Source organism: Acinetobacter sp. RW6 (assembly GCF_041956835.1).
Classification (GTDB): Bacteria; Pseudomonadota; Gammaproteobacteria; order Pseudomonadales; family Moraxellaceae; genus Acinetobacter; species Acinetobacter calcoaceticus.
Genome location: NZ_CP167121.1, coordinates 3,497,186 through 3,514,595 on the forward strand (window position 1 = coordinate 3,497,186; position 17,410 = coordinate 3,514,595).

20 protein-coding genes and 1 pseudogene are annotated in these 17,410 nt (G+C 40.9%); 8 read left to right on the forward strand and 13 right to left on the reverse strand.

Translation table 11 applies throughout. The features are described from left to right. Nucleotides 1–43 precede the first annotated feature (43 nt). Nucleotides 44–1,468 (forward strand): PLP-dependent aminotransferase family protein, encoded by a 1,425-nt coding sequence (locus ACB088_RS16525; protein WP_375037480.1) that lies wholly within the window; start codon nt 44–46, stop codon nt 1,466–1,468. Between the two features lie 2 nt (nt 1,469–1,470). Here ACB088_RS16525 and ACB088_RS16530 read toward each other — a convergent pair whose 3' ends face one another. From ACB088_RS16530 to ACB088_RS16565, 8 genes are all read right to left on the reverse strand, one after another. Next, nucleotides 1,471–2,499 (reverse strand): NAD(P)-dependent alcohol dehydrogenase, encoded by a 1,029-nt coding sequence (locus ACB088_RS16530; RefSeq protein ID WP_375037481.1) that lies wholly within the window; start codon nt 2,497–2,499, stop codon nt 1,471–1,473. A 38-nt stretch (nt 2,500–2,537) separates the two neighbouring features. Next, on the reverse strand, nt 2,538–3,098 hold the full coding sequence (locus tag ACB088_RS16535; protein ID WP_375037482.1) for a DNA-3-methyladenine glycosylase I: 561 nt from the start codon (nt 3,096–3,098) through the stop codon (nt 2,538–2,540). A 30-nt stretch (nt 3,099–3,128) separates the two neighbouring features. After that, entirely contained in the window at nt 3,129–3,374 is a 246-nt protein-coding gene (locus ACB088_RS16540) for a hypothetical protein (RefSeq protein ID WP_001287364.1), read from the reverse strand. A gap of 9 nt (nt 3,375–3,383) precedes the next feature. Further along, a complete protein-coding gene (locus tag ACB088_RS16545; protein ID WP_375037483.1) occupies nt 3,384–3,920 on the reverse strand; it encodes a M23 family metallopeptidase in 537 nt (178 codons plus the stop codon). A gap of 47 nt (nt 3,921–3,967) precedes the next feature. Next, on the reverse strand, nt 3,968–5,002 hold the full coding sequence (gene mutY / locus ACB088_RS16550; RefSeq protein WP_375037484.1) for an A/G-specific adenine glycosylase: 1,035 nt from the start codon (nt 5,000–5,002) through the stop codon (nt 3,968–3,970). Nucleotides 5,003–5,143: 141 nt separating this feature from the next. Further along, nucleotides 5,144–5,506, reverse strand: a complete 363-nt coding sequence (locus ACB088_RS16555) for an HIT family protein (protein WP_307013397.1) — start codon at nt 5,504–5,506, stop codon at nt 5,144–5,146. A 184-nt stretch (nt 5,507–5,690) separates the two neighbouring features. After that, complete coding sequence (locus ACB088_RS16560; protein ID WP_375037485.1) at nt 5,691–6,428, reverse strand: dienelactone hydrolase family protein; 738 nt, start codon at nt 6,426–6,428, stop codon at nt 5,691–5,693. A gap of 174 nt (nt 6,429–6,602) precedes the next feature. Then, nucleotides 6,603–6,761, reverse strand: coding sequence for a DUF1328 domain-containing protein (locus ACB088_RS16565; protein ID WP_000490267.1), 159 nt, complete (start codon nt 6,759–6,761; stop codon nt 6,603–6,605). A gap of 196 nt (nt 6,762–6,957) precedes the next feature. On the opposite strand from ACB088_RS16565, the gene ACB088_RS16570 reads away from it, so the two are divergent. The 3 genes from ACB088_RS16570 to ACB088_RS16580 all read left to right on the forward strand — a co-directional run bounded on the left by ACB088_RS16570 (nt 6,958) and on the right by ACB088_RS16580 (nt 10,069). Next, the gene (locus tag ACB088_RS16570) at nt 6,958–7,416 is read left to right on the forward strand and encodes a YcgN family cysteine cluster protein (protein ID WP_092709089.1); all 459 of its coding nucleotides are present in this window, start codon (nt 6,958–6,960) and stop codon (nt 7,414–7,416) included. 109 nt (nt 7,417–7,525) lie between these two features. Next, nucleotides 7,526–8,698, forward strand: coding sequence for a PQQ-dependent sugar dehydrogenase (locus ACB088_RS16575; protein WP_375037486.1), 1,173 nt, complete (start codon nt 7,526–7,528; stop codon nt 8,696–8,698). Between the two features lie 105 nt (nt 8,699–8,803). Next, nucleotides 8,804–10,069, forward strand: coding sequence for a replication-associated recombination protein A (locus tag ACB088_RS16580; RefSeq protein WP_375037487.1), 1,266 nt, complete (start codon nt 8,804–8,806; stop codon nt 10,067–10,069). A gap of 27 nt (nt 10,070–10,096) precedes the next feature. Here the strand turns inward: ACB088_RS16580 and ACB088_RS16585 are convergent, their stop codons facing one another. Then, nucleotides 10,097–10,948, reverse strand: a complete 852-nt coding sequence (locus ACB088_RS16585) for a formate/nitrite transporter family protein (protein ID WP_375037488.1) — start codon at nt 10,946–10,948, stop codon at nt 10,097–10,099. 193 nt (nt 10,949–11,141) lie between these two features. Between ACB088_RS16585 and ACB088_RS16590 the strand changes: the two are divergent. Further along, nucleotides 11,142–11,258: pseudogene (locus tag ACB088_RS16590) on the forward strand (hypothetical protein); the annotation flags it as partial. Here ACB088_RS16590 and ACB088_RS16595 read toward each other — a convergent pair. The 4 genes from ACB088_RS16595 to dapA all read right to left on the reverse strand — a co-directional run bounded on the left by ACB088_RS16595 (nt 11,255) and on the right by dapA (nt 13,918). Next, nucleotides 11,255–11,458 carry a hypothetical protein gene (locus ACB088_RS16595; RefSeq protein ID WP_005037849.1) on the reverse strand — a complete coding sequence of 68 codons (204 nt, stop codon included), beginning with the start codon at nt 11,456–11,458 and terminating at the stop codon, nt 11,255–11,257. The pseudogene ACB088_RS16590 and the gene ACB088_RS16595 overlap by 4 nt on opposite strands. Before the next feature lie 189 nt (nt 11,459–11,647). Then, nucleotides 11,648–12,367 (reverse strand): phosphoribosylaminoimidazolesuccinocarboxamide synthase, encoded by a 720-nt coding sequence (gene purC, locus ACB088_RS16600; protein WP_004790203.1) that lies wholly within the window; start codon nt 12,365–12,367, stop codon nt 11,648–11,650. Nucleotides 12,368–12,403: 36 nt separating this feature from the next. Next, nucleotides 12,404–13,009, reverse strand: a complete 606-nt coding sequence (locus ACB088_RS16605; protein WP_092709222.1) for a lipoprotein-34 precursor (NlpB) — start codon at nt 13,007–13,009, stop codon at nt 12,404–12,406. Between the two features lie 15 nt (nt 13,010–13,024). Next, entirely contained in the window at nt 13,025–13,918 is an 894-nt protein-coding gene (dapA, locus tag ACB088_RS16610; RefSeq protein WP_005037855.1) for a 4-hydroxy-tetrahydrodipicolinate synthase, read from the reverse strand. A gap of 329 nt (nt 13,919–14,247) precedes the next feature. Here dapA and pncA point away from each other — a divergent pair, with 329 nt between their 5' ends. The 3 genes from pncA to ACB088_RS16625 all read left to right on the forward strand — a co-directional run bounded on the left by pncA (nt 14,248) and on the right by ACB088_RS16625 (nt 17,390). Continuing rightward, a complete protein-coding gene (gene pncA, locus ACB088_RS16615) occupies nt 14,248–14,892 on the forward strand; it encodes a bifunctional nicotinamidase/pyrazinamidase (RefSeq protein WP_092709095.1) in 645 nt (214 codons plus the stop codon). Nucleotides 14,893–14,932: 40 nt separating this feature from the next. Next, complete coding sequence (locus ACB088_RS16620; protein ID WP_375037489.1) at nt 14,933–15,868, forward strand: bile acid:sodium symporter family protein; 936 nt, start codon at nt 14,933–14,935, stop codon at nt 15,866–15,868. 178 nt (nt 15,869–16,046) lie between these two features. Continuing rightward, nucleotides 16,047–17,390, forward strand: a complete 1,344-nt coding sequence (locus tag ACB088_RS16625; protein WP_375037490.1) for an MATE family efflux transporter — start codon at nt 16,047–16,049, stop codon at nt 17,388–17,390. Nucleotides 17,391–17,410 lie beyond the last annotated feature (20 nt).

Consider the following 17,410-nt stretch of genomic DNA (forward strand, 5'->3'; position numbering starts at 1 on the left):
TAAACCAGTACAGATACAGAAATTTTTAAAAAAGCAGCACAGAATGACTTTTCAATATCAGGTTCTTGCCAATCAATTAGCACATCGTATTTATCAAGATGAGCTCAAGCCCCATCAGAAGCTGATTTCTTTACGAGATTTTGCTCGTCAGCACACTATTAGCTTAAGCACGGCAAAAAGTTGTTATGAGTTACTTGAGGCAAGGGGACTCATTTATGTAAAGCCGAAATCAGGTTATTTCGTGGTTGCTCGTGCCCAATCGAGTCCTATTCCTGATAGCCCAGATTTTTTATCGTTACCTCGGCAAGTCTCAAATCTAGAGTTACATAACCAAATTCAAGAAGCTGCCTTACAGAGTCATCTCGTACCGTTGGGTTCGATCCAGTTGACACCACATTTTATTCCAGTAGAAGGCTTACGTCGTTCTATTCAACGGGCTTTAAAAAATTGTCAGCCACAAGACTTTCTCTACTGTAATAAACAAGGACATGAGCAATTAAGAAAAGCGCTTTCTGATCATTGGCGTGAAGATGGCATTTTCATTGCAGCAGAAGATATTTTCATTACCAATGGTTGCATCCCTGCTTTGTCGTTAGTGATTCAGCATCTAACAGAAGTAGGCGATAGTATTTTGATTCCGACGCCTACTTTTAATGGGCAGCTACAGCTTTTAGCCAGTTTAAAACGACAAATTATTGAAATTCCAGCGCATCATCGTGGTATTGATCTTGAACGTTTAGAATCATTGATGCAGCAGGGTTTGGCAAAAGTTTGCCTGATGACAGCCAACTATCAAAATCCTTTAGGTTATTGTTTAAGTAATACAGAAAAACAAAAGATTGCTGAATTAGCTGCAAAGTATCAGTGCTTTATTATTGAAGACGATATTTTTGGTGAATGTGGTTACAGTAATGAACGCCCGCTACCGATTCGCTATTGGGACCGTGAAGGCTATGTCATTTGGTGTGGGTCGGTTTCTAAGTCACTATCGAGCGCATATCGGGTAGGGTGGTTTTGTTTAAGTTCAAAGCTACAGCATTTAAGACTAGAGCTACTGGCAAGCAATATTGGAGTAAATACACCGCTACAATTAGGTTTGGCCGATTTTATTTATAGCCGTGGTTATCGAGAGCATTTAGAGCAGCTACGACCAAATCTAATGCGGCAAGTTGAGCAATATCGCAGTTGTATTTTAAGAGCCTTTGACGGCCTTCCAATCGCATTGAGTCAGCCAGAAGGAGGCTATGCACTCTGGATACAGTTACCTAAGGGCGTCGATACCTTAGCGCTGTATTACACTGCGAAAGCTCAAGGAATTACTGTAGTTCCCGGTCATGTTTTTGGTGAAGATGAACGCTATCGGCATTTCATTCGTTTAAACGCGGGTCATGAATTAACAGCAGACGTCCGCCAAGCAATTAGTGACTTGGCGGAATGGTCGCGACAACAGATGAAAACAGTAAGTTAGTTTTATTCTGCAAAGTCTGCTTTGAGCACAATACGGTAACGTGCCTGACCTGAGTGTAAACGTTCAATTGCTTCATTAAGCTTTGACATTGGAAACAGCTCAATTTGAGGGGCAATTTTTTTGCGTGCAGCAAACTTTAAAAGTTGACGCAGTGCAGCAGGTGAACCTGTAGGTGAGCCTGTCACTGACTTGGCACCGTCAATAAGCGATCCGACCGAAACAGGAACAGGTTCAAGGGTAAGTCCCAAGAAGTGCAAAGAACCGTTTGGTGCTAGCGTAGAAATGAAAGCACGCCAATTTAAGGTCACATTCACGGTACTGAGCAATAAATCAAATTTACCTTTTTGTGCTTTTACCGCGTCTGTGTCACGGCTATTCACCACATGATCGGCGCCCATTGCTTTGAGCTCTTCAGTTTTATCCGGATTAGAACTAAATGCCGTGATTTCACAACCCCAAGCTTTAAGTAGCTTAATGGCCATATGACCTAAACCGCCAATCCCAATCACACCTACATGGTGTGTTGCCTGAATTTTGTGTTTGAGTAGCGGATCAAAAACGGTAATTCCGCCACAAAGTAAAGGACCTGCGCTTTCTGGGTCTAAATCATCGGGAAGGGGAATAATCCACTGCCAGCCTGCACGTACTTTATCGGCAAAACCACCAGCATGCCCGACGATTGTTGCTACATTTTCACCCGTACAAAGTACTTGCTGACCACCAATACATTCATCACATGCTTGGCAGCTCTCCGCTGTCCAGCCAATACCGACACGTTGCCCGATTTTTAGACCTTTGGCTTCTGAGCCTAAAGCAACAATTCGTCCAATAATTTCATGGCCTGCAACAACAGGGTATACAGTTGAACGCCATTCATTGTTTAGAACAGAAATATCAGAATGGCATAAACCACAGTATTCAACTTTTACTTCAACCTGATGCGGTTGTAATTCACCTGCATCAAATTGGTAAGGAACCAGTTTTTCACCTGCCTGCATAGCGGCATAAGCTTGAATTATATTATTGCTCATCGGAAACTCCTTAAGCGGATTTGAACCGTTATGGTGGGTTATGAAGCTTTAAATTGACAATTGTTTTCATGATCATTGACCATGCCTACTGCTTGCATAAAAGCATAACAGGTGGTTGGGCCAACGAATTTGAAGCCATTCTTTTTGAGTGTTTTGGAAAGTTTTACGCTGAGTTCGGTTTGTGCTGGTGCCTGACGATAATCTACAACATCGTTTTGTTGTGGGACCGCATCTACAAATTGCCAAAGCCATGTAGTGACATCACCGACTTGTGCTTTGAGTGCTTGCCAAGCAATTGCATTATCACGAATTGCTTTAAGTTTGCCTAAGTGGCGAATTAAACCCGCATCGGATAATTTTAGTTCTAAAAAGTCATCTGTGAATGAGGCAATATCTGAAATAGAATGTTGAAAAAAGTGTTGACGGTAACTCTCTCTTTTTTTCAGTACGGTAATCCAAGATAAGCCAGCTTGCTGACCTTCTAGACAAAGCATTTCAAATAATCGTGCTTCATCATGTTCTGGTTTACCCCATTCTTCATCATGATAGGCAATATAGAGGGGATCATTGGAACACCATCCGCAGCGTTGAGTTTTCATGATGATGCTCCTTATATTTATCTTAGAATTTTAAAGTTTAAATAACACCCATTCATTTGGGCGAGTATCCCAATAATACAGTTCAGCTTGAGTTAAGTCTTCAAACTTTAGCCAAAAGTCTTTGCCCACTTTATCTGAAAAACCGGTACTGATTAGCAGGGCATCATCGCTGATTTCCATGATCCAGCCTTGATAGCTATTGCCATTTAAAATGATCTTTTGCTGATTGCCTGACTCGGCAAACTCTACTAAGCGATTGATCAGCGCTTCCGACATACAATGTTCCTAGCGTAAATAAGAATAAGGGTTAATAGCACCACGTCCTTTACCATCTAGATAAAGACCATAATGTAAATGAGGTGAAGTATAACGTGCATTGCCCGTGTTGCCGACATAGCCGATCAGGTCACCTTTTTTGATATAGTCACCGACATTCAGGCCACGTTTGTGACCATCAAGGTGAGCATAATAATGCCATGTTCCTGCTGGACCTAAAATCCAGATGACTTTACCACCCAGATTGTTATTGCGAAGATCTGCCACAAGCCCTTCGGTTGTACTGTACACTTTGGTTCCACGTGGAGCCAAAATATCAATTCCTTCATGACTACGGCCCTGACTGCGTGCAGCTCCCCACGTATCTTTTAACTCATCTCGGTCGACACCTTTCACAGGCACAGGAAGTCGATTTGCAAGTTGCATACTTTTAAGCTTGCTGACTTGATTGGGTGATAGTGGGGCTGGTTTTTTAGGTACACTAGCACAGGCAGCCAATAGAATAATTAAAAAGCCAAGTGAGAAATGAGAAACAAAACGTCGCACAAAATACTCCCTGTCACTGCCATATCAAAATTATTTTACTCAATATGTCATGAACGGCTTGTCGAGATCAATTTTTTCATTGCTGTTGGAACGCCCTTGGCAACCGCTTGTTCTGGACTGAGCCATTGTCCTTCGAGTTCAATCGCCAGATGTTCTTTTTGATCAGGTTCCACGTGGAACGTATGAGCATTAAGTAACCATGTAAAATGAGTGAAACTATGACTGATCTGAAAGGTTTGCGTTTGAGGTTGCAATTTAAATTGCTGACTTAAGCTAAGACGTTCGTGTTCAATTTCTAAAATGGGTAAACAGAATAAACCACCCCATAAACCATGAGATTGTCGTTGTTGCCAGAACCATTCATCTTCACACTGAATGATAAGAACATCTGCTGTTCTAACGGGTGGTGTTTTTTTAGGTTTTTTAAATGGGAGTTCTTGTTCTAGGCCTTGTTGGTAAGCTTGGCAGTGAGCTTGCATTGGGCAATATAAACAAAGAGGCTTTTTAGGCGTACAGATGGTTGCACCCAAGTCCATAATGGCCTGAGTGTAATCATGGTTACGCTGGGTTGGGCAAAGCGCTTCAGCTAGTTTCCACATTTCACGTTCATGTTGGGGTTTGCTTAAATCATCCTCAATAGCAAAAAAACGGGCTAAGACACGTTTCACGTTGCCATCCATAATGACGCCATACTGACGTAAACCCAAAGACATGAGCGCACCTGCTGTAGAGCGGCCAATGCCGGGTAATGCAATCCATTCTTCTAACGTTTCAGGAAACCTACCCTGCTGAGTTACAAGACCCGCGGCCTTGTGCAAATTGCGGGCACGAGCGTAATAACCGAGACCTGCCCAATAAGGTGCTACATCATCCCAAGTTGCATGACCTAATGTCTCTACGGTTGGGAAGCGCTCCATAAAGCGGTCGAAATATTGCAGAACTGTTTTAACTTGAGTCTGCTGCAACATAATTTCAGAAACCCAAACTTTGTATGGATCATCTGCGACTTGCCACGGCAAATCATGACGACCATGTTGATCGAACCAGTTTAAGAGGGCATCAGAAAAAGAAAAGTCGGGCATGAACAGCTAAAGATGAAAAGTGAGGGCTAAATTATAGCTGAAATTTAGATGAAATTTTGTTTAAAGCAGGCGAACAGCAAGAGTATGTTAAAACAGAGATGACCTTAAAAAGTGTGATCTCTGTTTCAATAATAAAAAGGATTAACCCTTTTGTACTCCCCAACGCTGATCAAGTTTCAACGGCTGGTTTTTGTAGTACGGAATGACATGAATATGGAAATGATCTGAATTTTGTCCGAACACTTCACCATCATTGAAGCTAATATGGAAACCGTCTGGTTGATGGCGAAGCTGTGTTTCGTGGCGTGCAATTTCAAGAAGTGTAAGCAAGCCTTGATGCTCTTTAGAAGTGATGTCAAAAAAAGAACGAACATGGCGTAGTGGTGTTACCACACAGTGGCCTTTAGACAACGGATTAGAATCAGGTAAAATTACAGCAAATTCATTCTTATCAATGATGTCATATTCATCAAATTCGCAATACGGACATTTCTTGTCAGTCATTGTTGTATCCTCTCATGTTATTCCATTAAACCCCGAGTGCGGGAAATAAGACTAGGCTTTGCTCTAGCTCAACGGGAGTATAGTTATTGAAGTGTGGTTTAAAAAATACAGTAAAAATATTGCAAAGTCATAAACATTTAAGGGAGCAAATGCAAATAAACAATTTGCTCCAAATTCGCTTCTTTTATTTTAAAGTACGTTCTAATAAAGCGTACATTTTAGCAAGGCCTTGTTTTTCCGCTTCGCTATTGTAGCCAAGGTCTACACCGTTCGCTTTAGCTCTTTCATCTGCAAGCGGGTTACTAAAGCCATGTTTAGCACCTTCTAAAACCACTACCTCATGTTTCACCTCAGCAGCTTGCATCTCTTTTTCAAAATTAGCAACATCTTCTAAGGTGACCATACTGTCTAATTCACCATGAAGAACTAAAATTTCACCTTGAATGTTGCCTTTTTGAGCAGGGGCTTTCGGTGTTAGCGTGCCATGGAAGGTTGCAACTGCTTTGAGTAGAGCACCTGAGCGAGCAAGGTCCAATACCACTTTCCCGCCATAACAAAAGCCAACAGCTGCAAGTTTTTCACCGTTTACTTCTGGTTGGGCTGCAAGAGTTTGAAGTCCAGCATTTGCACGAGTAGTGACGGTGTCTAATTCTTCAAATGTCTGCATCATCCATTCATAGGCTTGAGCTGCAGTAGTTGTGACTTTTTTATCACCGTACATGTCAATTGCAAGCGCAGCATAACCATGTTCAGCAAGCTCACGCGCACGTTGTTCGGTATATTCGTTACGTCCCCACCATTCAGGAGCAACAATCACACCCGCAACAGGTGTTTCACTATCTGGAGCAGCAAAGTAACCAATTAAATGGCTGCCATCTGGTGCAGTATATTGAATTTCACGGGTTTTAATTGCTGTACTCATAACCTTAATCCTGAAATTTAAAGAGATTTAAACACGCTTGATTAAAGCATAAAAAAATAAAGTAATATAAATAACTATGTAAGAATCTACATCAAAAGAAAAAGTTAGAAAGTTTATTGCAATAAAAAAAGAAGGAAACTGGTTCCTTCTTTTTTATATATGGTCATGATTAAATTAAGTCCTGCCTCGCGAAATGAACCCAATTACAGCAAGAATTACAGCTATAACTAATAAAATCACGGCAAAGTCTTTAGATAACCCTGCAACACCACCAAACCCTAATAGACTGGCTATGAGTGCAATCACTGCAAAAATTATTGCCCAACGGAACATATGCTGTCCTCCTACTTATTTTTCATTGTCCTTTAACTATATAGGGTGTTTTTTACACTGAATGTGTCGTTTATGTGGTTGAAATGTATATTAAACAATCATTTTGTGATGCTAAAAATAAAGCTTCTTTTCTTAAGATAGGGCACTTCAATGTTATACTGATGCATTGCTTTATCTGTTCAGCCGTTGAAAACTTATGTCTACCGAGACCTCACTTCGTCCATTGTTTTGGAAAAACTATCCGCTAGAGCAACTGACTCAAATTGAGTGGGAAGCTTTGTGTGATGGGTGTGGTTTATGCTGTCTGGTAAAGCTAGAAGATGAAGATACGCATGAAGTCGCGTACACCAAAGTGGCTTGTAAGCTGCTCGATTGCAGTACGGGTCGTTGCTCGGACTATTCTAATCGTCAGCAACAAGTGCCTGACTGCTTACAATTAACGGTAGAGTCTTTAAAAACAATTCACTGGTTGCCATCAAGCTGTGCATATAAACGCTTGAATGAAGGTAAAAATTTACCCTCTTGGCACTATTTAAATACGGGTTCTCGACAGAGCGTGATGAATGCGAAAAAGTCGGTTGCAGGACGTTGTATTTCTGAAGTTGATGTTCATGAAGATGATCTTGAAGATTATGTTGTACGTTGGGTACGTTAAACAGATCTGCATGGTATTTCTAATTACAGCGTATAATAACGTAACACTTTTAGCGTAAATTTTTTTGCTCATCTCCGTTATATAACAATAAAGACAAAATGAGATAAAAATGATGAGACGACTAGCAGCCCCCTTATTATGTAGTAGCTTTTTTTTCTTAATGGCTTGTGGCTCTAATAATACCAATTCAAAAAACCTTGAAAAAACAACCTCTGCTAAAACAGAACAGTCTAATTCAGTCAAACAATCTTATCAGGTTGAAACTGTTGCACATTTTGATGAACCTTGGGCAATAACAAGTTTGCCAGATCAGCGTTTATTAGTGACGGAACGTTTAGGTAAATTAAAAATTTTTAATCCTAAAAATAAACAAATGCTGGATGTTTCAGGAATACCTACAGTGAGTTATGGCGGGCAAGGCGGTTTAGGTGATGTAGCTTTACATCCGAACTTTGCGAAGAATCACTGGATTTACCTAAGTTATGCAATAAAAGGGCAAGGTGGGTATGGAGCAGTCATTTCACGTGCGAAATTAGATTTATCCAACCCCAATCAACCAAAACTTACAGATGTGAAGCAGATTTGGCAGCAAGTACCCAAAGTTTCAGGACAAGGCCATTATGGGCATCGCATGGTTTTCGGGGCCGATGGAAAACTTTGGGTGAGTTCAGGTGAACGACAAAAGTTTGACCCTGCCCAAAACATGAAAAGTAACTTGGGTAAAATCTTACGTTTAAATGATGACGGCTCAGCATCGGTAGGTAACCCTTTTTATCAGCAAGGCGGGGTAACTGCTGAAATATGGTCGCTTGGGCACCGTAATCCGTTAGGCATAGCGTTTGACCCTCAAGGGCAGCTCTGGGTCGTTGAAATGGGCCCGAAAGGTGGTGATGAGCTTAATATCATCACAAAAGGCGAAAATTATGGTTATCCAATCGTTTCAAATGGAGACCATTATTCGGGCCAACCTATTCCAGATCATCATACTCGCCCGGAATTTAAAGCACCTGAAATTGACTGGACTCCTGTAATCTCTCCATCGAGCTTGATCATTTATCGCGGACAACAATTTCCTGCATGGCAAAATAAGGCTTTAATTGGAGGGTTATCTTCCGAAGCGATTATTGTTGTGGATTTACAGCATAAACCTGTGAAAGAAGTGCAAAGACTAGATATGAAGCAACGTATTCGTGGTTTGCATGAAGCACAAGATGGTTCGATTTGGATCATTGAAGATGGTTCAAAGGCGCGCTTACTTAAGCTGACTAAGAAAGCATCTTAAGGCGATAAAACCGCCTGTAAATAAAGGCCGTGTCTCATAGATTAAAATTGTAGATTTCTGTGAGACACAATAGACTATAGATAAAAGACGATAAAGCTATTTGAAATGTCAGACACCCATATTCCACTTCCCGAACGCCTACGCCCGAGAGACTTGTCTGAAATTATTGGGCAAGATCATTTATTAGGTGAGAATGCACCACTGCGTCAAATGATTGATCAGGGTCATTTACCTTCTATTATTTTTTGGGGACCGCCGGGAGTTGGTAAAACCACAATTGCTTTGCTGTTAGCTCAGGCGATAGACCGCCCATTTGTGAGCTTATCTGCGCTGAATACGGGTGTAAAAGAATTACGTGAAGTCATTGCAGAAAGTGGTGATTTACTAACACCTGTGGTTTTTATTGATGAAATTCATCGTTTTAATAAATCGCAGCAAGATGCTTTATTGGGTGCAGTTGAAAAAGGTAAAATTACCTTAGTTGGAGCGACTACCGAAAACCCGTCTTTTGAGGTGAATAGTGCGCTTTTATCACGCTGTCAGGTTTATACCTTAAACAGTCTAGACAGTGAAGCGATCCAGACTCTCATTAATAATGCACTTCAAGCCGATAACTTTTTAAAAGAACGCTATATTCATATTGAAGAATATGATGCTCTCATTCAATTCGCTGCAGGTGATGCTCGTAAAGCGCTTAATTTACTTGACCTGATTGCCAGCACATTTGAACCAGAGATTGAAAATACCATTACCAATGCGGTTGTGGTGAAAGTAGCGCAGCAAAATATTGCACGATATGACAAATCTGGCGAACAGCATTACGATTTAGTTTCTGCCTTCATTAAATCGATTCGTGGCAGTGATCCAGATGCAACCCTGTATTGGATGGCACGTATGCTCAAAGGCGGAGAAGATCCGGTTTTTATTGCTAGACGTATGCTCATTGCAGCCTCGGAAGACATTGGAAACTCTAACCCAAATGCATTATTACTTGCAGGTGAGTGCTTCCGTTCAGTACAAGCGGTAGGAATGCCTGAGGCTCGAATTATTCTGGGCCAAACGGCGGTCTATTTAGCAACGAGTGCAAAAAGTAATAGTACTTATTTAGCGATTAATAAGGCCTTGGAACTTGCTGATAAGACTGCAAATTTACCTGTGCCTTTACACTTAAGAAATGCGCCAACCAAGCTCATGAAACAACAGGGTTATGGAATTAATTATCTCTATCCTCACGATTACCCAGAACACTTTGTGCTGCAAGACTATTTGCCGCCTGAGTTAAAGGGGACCAAACTCTATGAGTCTGCGAGAAACAAGCGTGAAGTTGAAGGTGAGCGCTTGCAACAACGTAGATGGCAGCAAGAACAGTAATAATCTATTCGTTGCATCAAGCTACACCTAACGATGATCATGCTGTTCCAGTTCTTCAGTCACCTGACCATAAATCAGTAGCGTGAACACGCCTGTACCACCAATAATATTGCCAATGGTGGTTGGGATCAGGAAGGTAAACAGATATTCATTAATGGATGCCTCTCCTTGCCAGACGAGATAGGACATTTCGGTAGAGCCGACTACTACATGGGTAAAGTCACCTAGTCCTATCAGATAAGTCATGAAAAAGATGAGCAGGAACTTATTGCTGACTGAAGGTAACATCCAGACCAATGCTGCAATTAACAGCCCTGACATAATACCTTTGAGTATATTCTGGGTTGCGGAAAAGGAAGCAACATGATGGGCTAGCTCATCGAGTGCTTGGTCAATACCGGGAGTAAACAGGTGAGTAGTTAGGAAAAATAAACTCGCTAAACCTGTTCCAATCACATTGCATAAAATCACAATCCCCCATAAGCGGCCTACTGCTCGTAATTTATCAAAGGTAAAGGGCTTGAATAAAGGTACAACTGTGGTGATGGTATTCTCGGTAAAAAGCTGCATGTGACCCAAAATTGCGATCAGGAACCCAATGGTATAACCGATATTGGTGATTAAATCGGTCCAGATCGCATCAGTCGGGAGATAAGAAGCAATAATCGCTTTAAATACAAATGAAAAACTAATGACCAAACCTGCGGCAATCCCTGAAAAGATCAGTGCAGCTGTTGGACGATCCAGTTCCTCGGCACCATCACGACGGATAATTTCATAGACCAGACGGGGCGACAGCTTCTCATGTTCTTCAACCGCTATTTTTTCTCGCCAGCTTAAGGTTTGATCGACTTTTTCTTCCTCTATTTTATGATCCATCAGGTTTACTCCTCACTGAATAAATATTTTATATTTCTAATTTTTATTTATTGTTAAGGCAGTGTTCAGGATAAATCCAGTCTATTCCTAACAGCTTTGTGTGTCTTTTTATAAATCGAATGATGCTGCGTAGCAAAGAAGCAAAAATAATGCATGAACAAGAGCAATCAGCCCAGATACAAAAGAAGATTGAGAGCACTTTGTGCTACAAGATTATTTGCCGCCTGAATTAAAGGGAAGCTATAAGCCTGCAAGAAATAAGCATGAGGTGGAAGGTGGGCGCTTGCAGCAAATTATGCAGCCATACTAGCTAAAGGTGTAGGCTCTTAAGGTGCGAATAAGCGCCATATAATCGCCTTGAGAAGCCTTGGAAATTACTGATTCAACTTCTGCCTGAGTCCAGCCTTGTTTTAAGGCTGAGCTGCTAAAGTTCGTTAATAACACCAAAGGATTTTCACCAAAATGGATTGGATGATTCATTAATCTCTTTTCAAGCTTAGATATTTCCATAGGTCTACCCTGGTTTTAAATTTAATTATTGTGAAGTGCTTAATGTTTTTTTAGATTTTAGTGTTTAAATTTAGGTTTGTGCAAGTGCTAATTTATTTTAATAGACAAATCTGTCTACATTATTTATTTTCTAAAGTACCTAATGTAAAAAACCGGGCTAAGACCCGGTTTTTCATGAAGTTTGAACGATTAGAGAGCAGATAAATCTACGCCTAAACGAGCAGCAACTTCTTCATAAGCTTCAACAACACCGCCTAAACCTTGACGGAAACGGTCTTTGTCGAGTTTCTTCTTAGAGTCTTTATCCCATAGACGGCAACCGTCTGGAGAGAACTCATCGCCAAGCACGATACGGTCATGGAAAACACCGAATTCAAGCTTGAAGTCCACCAAAATCATGTTGCCTTCAGCAAATAATGCTTTTAATACATCGTTTACTTGGTAAGTTAACACTTTCATTTGCTCTAATTGTTCAGCAGTCGCCCAACCTAAAGCAATTGCTTGAGATTCGTTAACCATTGGGTCGCCTAGACCGTCGTCTTTATAGAACAATTCAAATGTAGGAGGAGTTAACTCTTTACCTTCTTCTACACCTAAACGACGGCATAGAGAACCAGCTGCGTAGTTACGAATTACACATTCAACAGGAATCATTTGAAGTTTTTTAACAAGCACTTCAGTTGGAGAAAGCAATTTTTCAAAATGCGTTTCAATACCCGCAGCAGCAAGTTTTTCCATAATGAAGGCGTTAAAAAGGTTGTTCACCTTGCCTTTACGATCTAGCTGTTCGATTTTTTCGCCGTTGAACGCAGAGGCATCATCACGAAAGACTAAAATCAGATGGTCGGCATTGTCTGTTTCATATACAGATTTTGCTTTACCAGTATAGAGCAAGGTTTGTTTTAACATGAGGGAACCTTTTTAAAAAAAATGCCTAGTAAACGACTAGGCTGGCCAATTTTGGTAAATCTGGTTTAACACTTCAGCAGCCACATCTGGGCTTGCAAAAGAGTTGTCTACATTAAATAGAGCAAGAGTATGACTTGAACCAACACCAGTGAGTTTAAGCACATAAGTATTGTCATTTACTTTAATCGTCGCCTGATTACTGCCTTGAGCGATGATGTTGTAATTTAAAGTGCTTAATGTTGCTTTGGTGTATTGCCAGATCTCGGTTGTATTCCCATCAATTTTTAACAATGGGTTTTTATTACCGTCGGTCACAAGCTGAGGGCGTCCAAGCGCAGTCGTCGTTTGAGCAGATGCATCTGCTGTTGCATTGCCATTCTGTGTTTGTTCCGGACGTGGCAATGCAAAACGGTTACCACGCTGGTTTTCAAACTTCGGCGCGTGCTCAATAGCGAGCTGGTCAACAGTTGGTGCAGGATACAAAGGTGTCGCTGGTCGTACAGTTGCATCTGCAGGATACTCAAGCGGGGCAAGTTGCTTGGCATTTTTATAATCTAAAGAGTGATTATTAATTGCGAAGCGACCACAACCAACTAAACTTAAGGCTGAAACTGCAAGGACTAAACCAAGACGTAATTGCATCATAAATTGCTCTTATTAAATAATTCCCGCATCGTTTAGGGCATTGCGGAGAGGTTCGCGATATTGCTCAGCGAGAGGAGTGAGTGGTAAACGAATACCAGTATCAATCAGTCCCATCTCATGTAGTGCCCATTTCACAGGAATTGGGTTTGATTCGCAAAATAGAATATTGTGTAAATTTGCAATCTTATTGTTAATCGTCTTCGCTTGTTGTTCATCTTTGGCAATCGCAACAGCACATACTTCGCTCATGGCTTTAGGTGCAACATTTGCTGTAACAGAGATATTGCCGTCTGCACCAAGAAGCATAAGTTCCCATGCAGTTTCATCATCACCTGAATACACAGCCATCTTGCCGTCTAAAGCGTCAATTAAAGCTTTACCACGAGGTACGTCACCTGTTGCGTCTTTAATACCGACAATATTAGGGATCTCTGCTAAACGTACAGCTGTATCGTTTGCAAGATCTACACCCGTACGGCCAGGTACGTTATAAAGAATAAGTGGTAATTCTACGGCTTCAGCAATCGCTTTATAGTGTTGGTAGAGGCCTTCTTGAGTTGGCTTATTATAATATGGCGTAACAAGTAAGGCTGCATCTGCGCCAAGATCTTTAGCAGCTTTAGTTAATTCGATTGCTTCACGGGTTGAGTTTGCACCAGTACCGGCAATAATTGGAATACGTTTATTGGCTACACGAATAATTTCTTTAATAACCTGTGTGTGCTCTTCCATGCTCAATGTTGAGGCTTCGCCGGTAGTACCGACGGCTACAATACTGTTTGTACCTTGTTCTATGTGCCACTCAACCAGCTTCTCAAGACCCTTCCAATCTACACCACCATCTTTCAACATTGGTGTGACGATTGCGACGATTGAGCCTTGAATGGTCTGTGCTTGCTGAGTCATTTTTAAAAATATCCTATTTATCCATCCGAATCTGAGGTAAGAAAAACAAAATGTGGGATGGTTGCAGTATTTTGATTGTCCAGTTCTAACAATAACAGATTGTTGAATGACAATTATGCAAATTATGACTGATCAGACGCATAAGAACAATACGCCTAACGGATAATCGCTATGTAAACTTGAGGAAAAGATAGGATGTATTTGTATTGCAGGGGTGAGAAGGGTTCGTAAATATAACAATACAGCTTGATTCAACTGAGCCTTACTTAATATCTGCTTTTTTTATGGCAAGATAGAATGCAATTTTCCCTGTTGGGATTGAAGATGACATGAAAATGAATAAACAACCACAAAATGCGGCTTTAATCGTAGTTGATGTACAAAATGGTTTTACACCGGGTGGAAATTTAGCAGTTGCTGACGCCGACACAATTATTCCAACGATTAACCAACTTGCTGATTGTTTTGAAAATGTTGTTCTGACGCAAGACTGGCACCCAGATAATCATATATCTTTTGCACAAAATCATTCGGGCAAGCAGCCTTTTGAAACCATTGAACTCGCCTATGGACCTCAGGTACTTTGGCCTAAACATTGTGTACAAGGCACCAAAGATGCCGATTTCCATCCTGATTTAAATATTCCGAAAGCTCAACTCATTATTCGAAAAGGCTTTCATGCTCATATTGATAGCTACTCGGCTTTTATGGAAGCAGATCAGTCTACAATGACTGGTTTAACGGGTTACTTAAAAGAGCGTGGCATTGATACGGTGTATGTGGTTGGAATTGCGACCGACTTTTGTGTGGCATGGACTGCTTTAGATGCAATCAAACAAGGTTTTAAAACTTTAGTGGTTGAGGATGCTTGTAAAGGTATTGATTTAAATGGTTCGTTAGAACAGGCATGGCAAACCATGCAGCAACAAGGGGTTGTCCGTATTCAGTCTACAAATCTGTTGAGTGAGCGCTAAGTCTATTGCTCTAGTATTTTAATTTTTAGGGAACGAAAGTATGTCAGCATTACTGCGCTTTACCCAATTTATTCAAAAAACTTTTGCCCTATGGGTGATTGTTTTTGCAGCATTGGCGCTATGGCAGCCTGAGTTTTTTGTCTGGCTGAAAGCTTATATTCCATGGATTCTGGGCATTATTATGCTTGGTATGGGAATGACCATGACCGTAGACGACTTTAAAGGTGTACTACAAAGTCCTAAGGCGGTGTTGATTGGGGTAGTGGCACAGTTTGTGGTCATGCCGGGTTTAGCATTTGTCTTATGTAAATTATTTCAGCTCCCTCCTGAAATCGCGGTTGGAGTCATTTTAGTGGGGTGTTGCCCGGGTGGAACGGCTTCGAATGTCATTACCTATATGGCTAAAGGCAATGTGGCTTTATCGGTGGCCTGCACTTCAGTTTCAACACTTTTAGCTCCCGTGTTAACTCCGGCAATTTTCTATCTGCTTGCCAGCCAATGGTTAAAAATTGATGCAGCTTCTATGTTCGTTTCAATTTTACAGGTAGTACTGCTTCCTATTGTCGTTGGTCTGATTTTAAGAACATGGCTCAAGCGACAGGTCGAGTCCTATATTCAAGTCATGCCGTTAGTTTCAGTGATTGCAATTGTAGCAATTGTGGCAGCCATTATTGGGGGCAGTAAAGCGGCTATTCTACAGTCGGGTTTACTCATTTTAGCCGTAGTGATCTTACATAATGGGCTTGGATATTTGTTAGGGTTTGCAGCAGCGCGTTTCTTTAAATTACCGTATGCGGACAGTAAAGCAATTGCTGTTGAGGTAGGTATGCAAAACTCAGGTTTAGGTGTTGCTCTTGCAGCAGTACACTTTGCTGCATCTCCGATTACAGCAGTACCAAGTGCGATTTTTAGCCTTTGGCACAATATTTCTGGGCCTGCACTTGCGACTTATTGGGCAAGTAGACACAAAAAATAATAACTGTAGAAAAACATGAATTAGAAAATAAGACCAAACGAATAGTTTGGTCTTTTCATTTAAAACAAATTTGATGGGAGCTGAATTTAGAACTGGTATGTCTTTTGCTTTGGATTGATGCACTAAAAATAACGTGAATATGAATATAACTCGCAAAGAAAAATAAGGCATTTCCTAAATGAATCAGATTTTTAAACTATTTATTCCCATGCTCTCAAGCAATTTAATTCTAGTTTTAAGTGGATTGATTGATATTGCTTATGTAGGGCATTTTAGTAATGACCATGTAGCCGCATTATCAGTGACCTTATCTTTATATACAGTGATTTATGTCATTGGTATGGGGATTCTGCAAGGTGTGATGCTCAAGCTCTCGGAAGCTTATGGTTGTCATGATATACCACGTATTCGTCAGATTTTTATTCAAGGCATCTGGCTGATGTTAGGTTCGGCATTGATTAGTATTGGCCTGCTTTACTTGTTCCGTGATTTACCAAAATTGTTTGGTGCATCTGAACATGTCATTTCAATTACTAAAAACTGTATTTGGGTTTTGGTATTTATTTTACCTGCGCATTTACTCATGCGTTTATTTACAGCTTTGTCTCAGGTCACTGAAAATGCGCACAAGGTTTTACTATCAGATAGCATTTTCTTCATTCTTAAAATTATTTTGTCCTATCTTTTAATTTATGGTGTCGCTTTATTTTCAATTCCGCCCCTCGGTGCGATAGGGGCTTTGTTAGCCACTCTCATTGTAAGGTGGTTTATGCTGGCTGTGTATTACCTATTTTTTCTGGAGAAAAGATACATCTTTATGGAACATCCAGAACTGTCACCTGAAGATAGCCGACAAAGTCTGCGGATGATTTTAAAAATAGGGATACCGACAGCAATCATGGCGTTGATTGACGTCGTTGCATTTTGTTCGGTTGCTATTTTGATTTTGCCTTTAGGGAGCGTGGTGTCAGCAGCACATCAAATTGTCGCGAGCACTGGAGGGTTCATGTTTATTATCCCTTCCTCCATTGCCGCGGCTTATAGCATTTTGGTATCGCGATCTATGGGCAGCGGGCAAATGGAAGAAGCAGAAAAAATCGCCCGACAAAGTATATGGGTGATTATGGTAGTCAGCGGCAGTCTATCTCTGTGTTTATGGTTAGAGCGGGACTTGATTGTCACGTTATATTCAGATGATTTGGCTGTACAGATTTTAGGTGCATCACTGTTGTTAATTGTATGTATGTCTCACTTTCTAGATGGCATAATGACGTTATTAACCTCTTTGCTACGTTGTTGGGATGTTTCGATTTTACCGATGCTGATTTTCTTGGTTGTGGTGTTATGTTTCGGATTGGGCGGTGGTTGGTGGATGGCCTATAAAGGGCTGCATTGGCAGAATATCTCTATTTCTGCGATGGGAATTTATGGTTTTTGGTGGATGGCAGCCATAAGTTATTTAGTGGCTTGTCTATTGAGTGCCATCTGTTTCCGTTTTAGAAAACAATTAAGAGGGTTTTGATCGAGTAGATCCACACAACC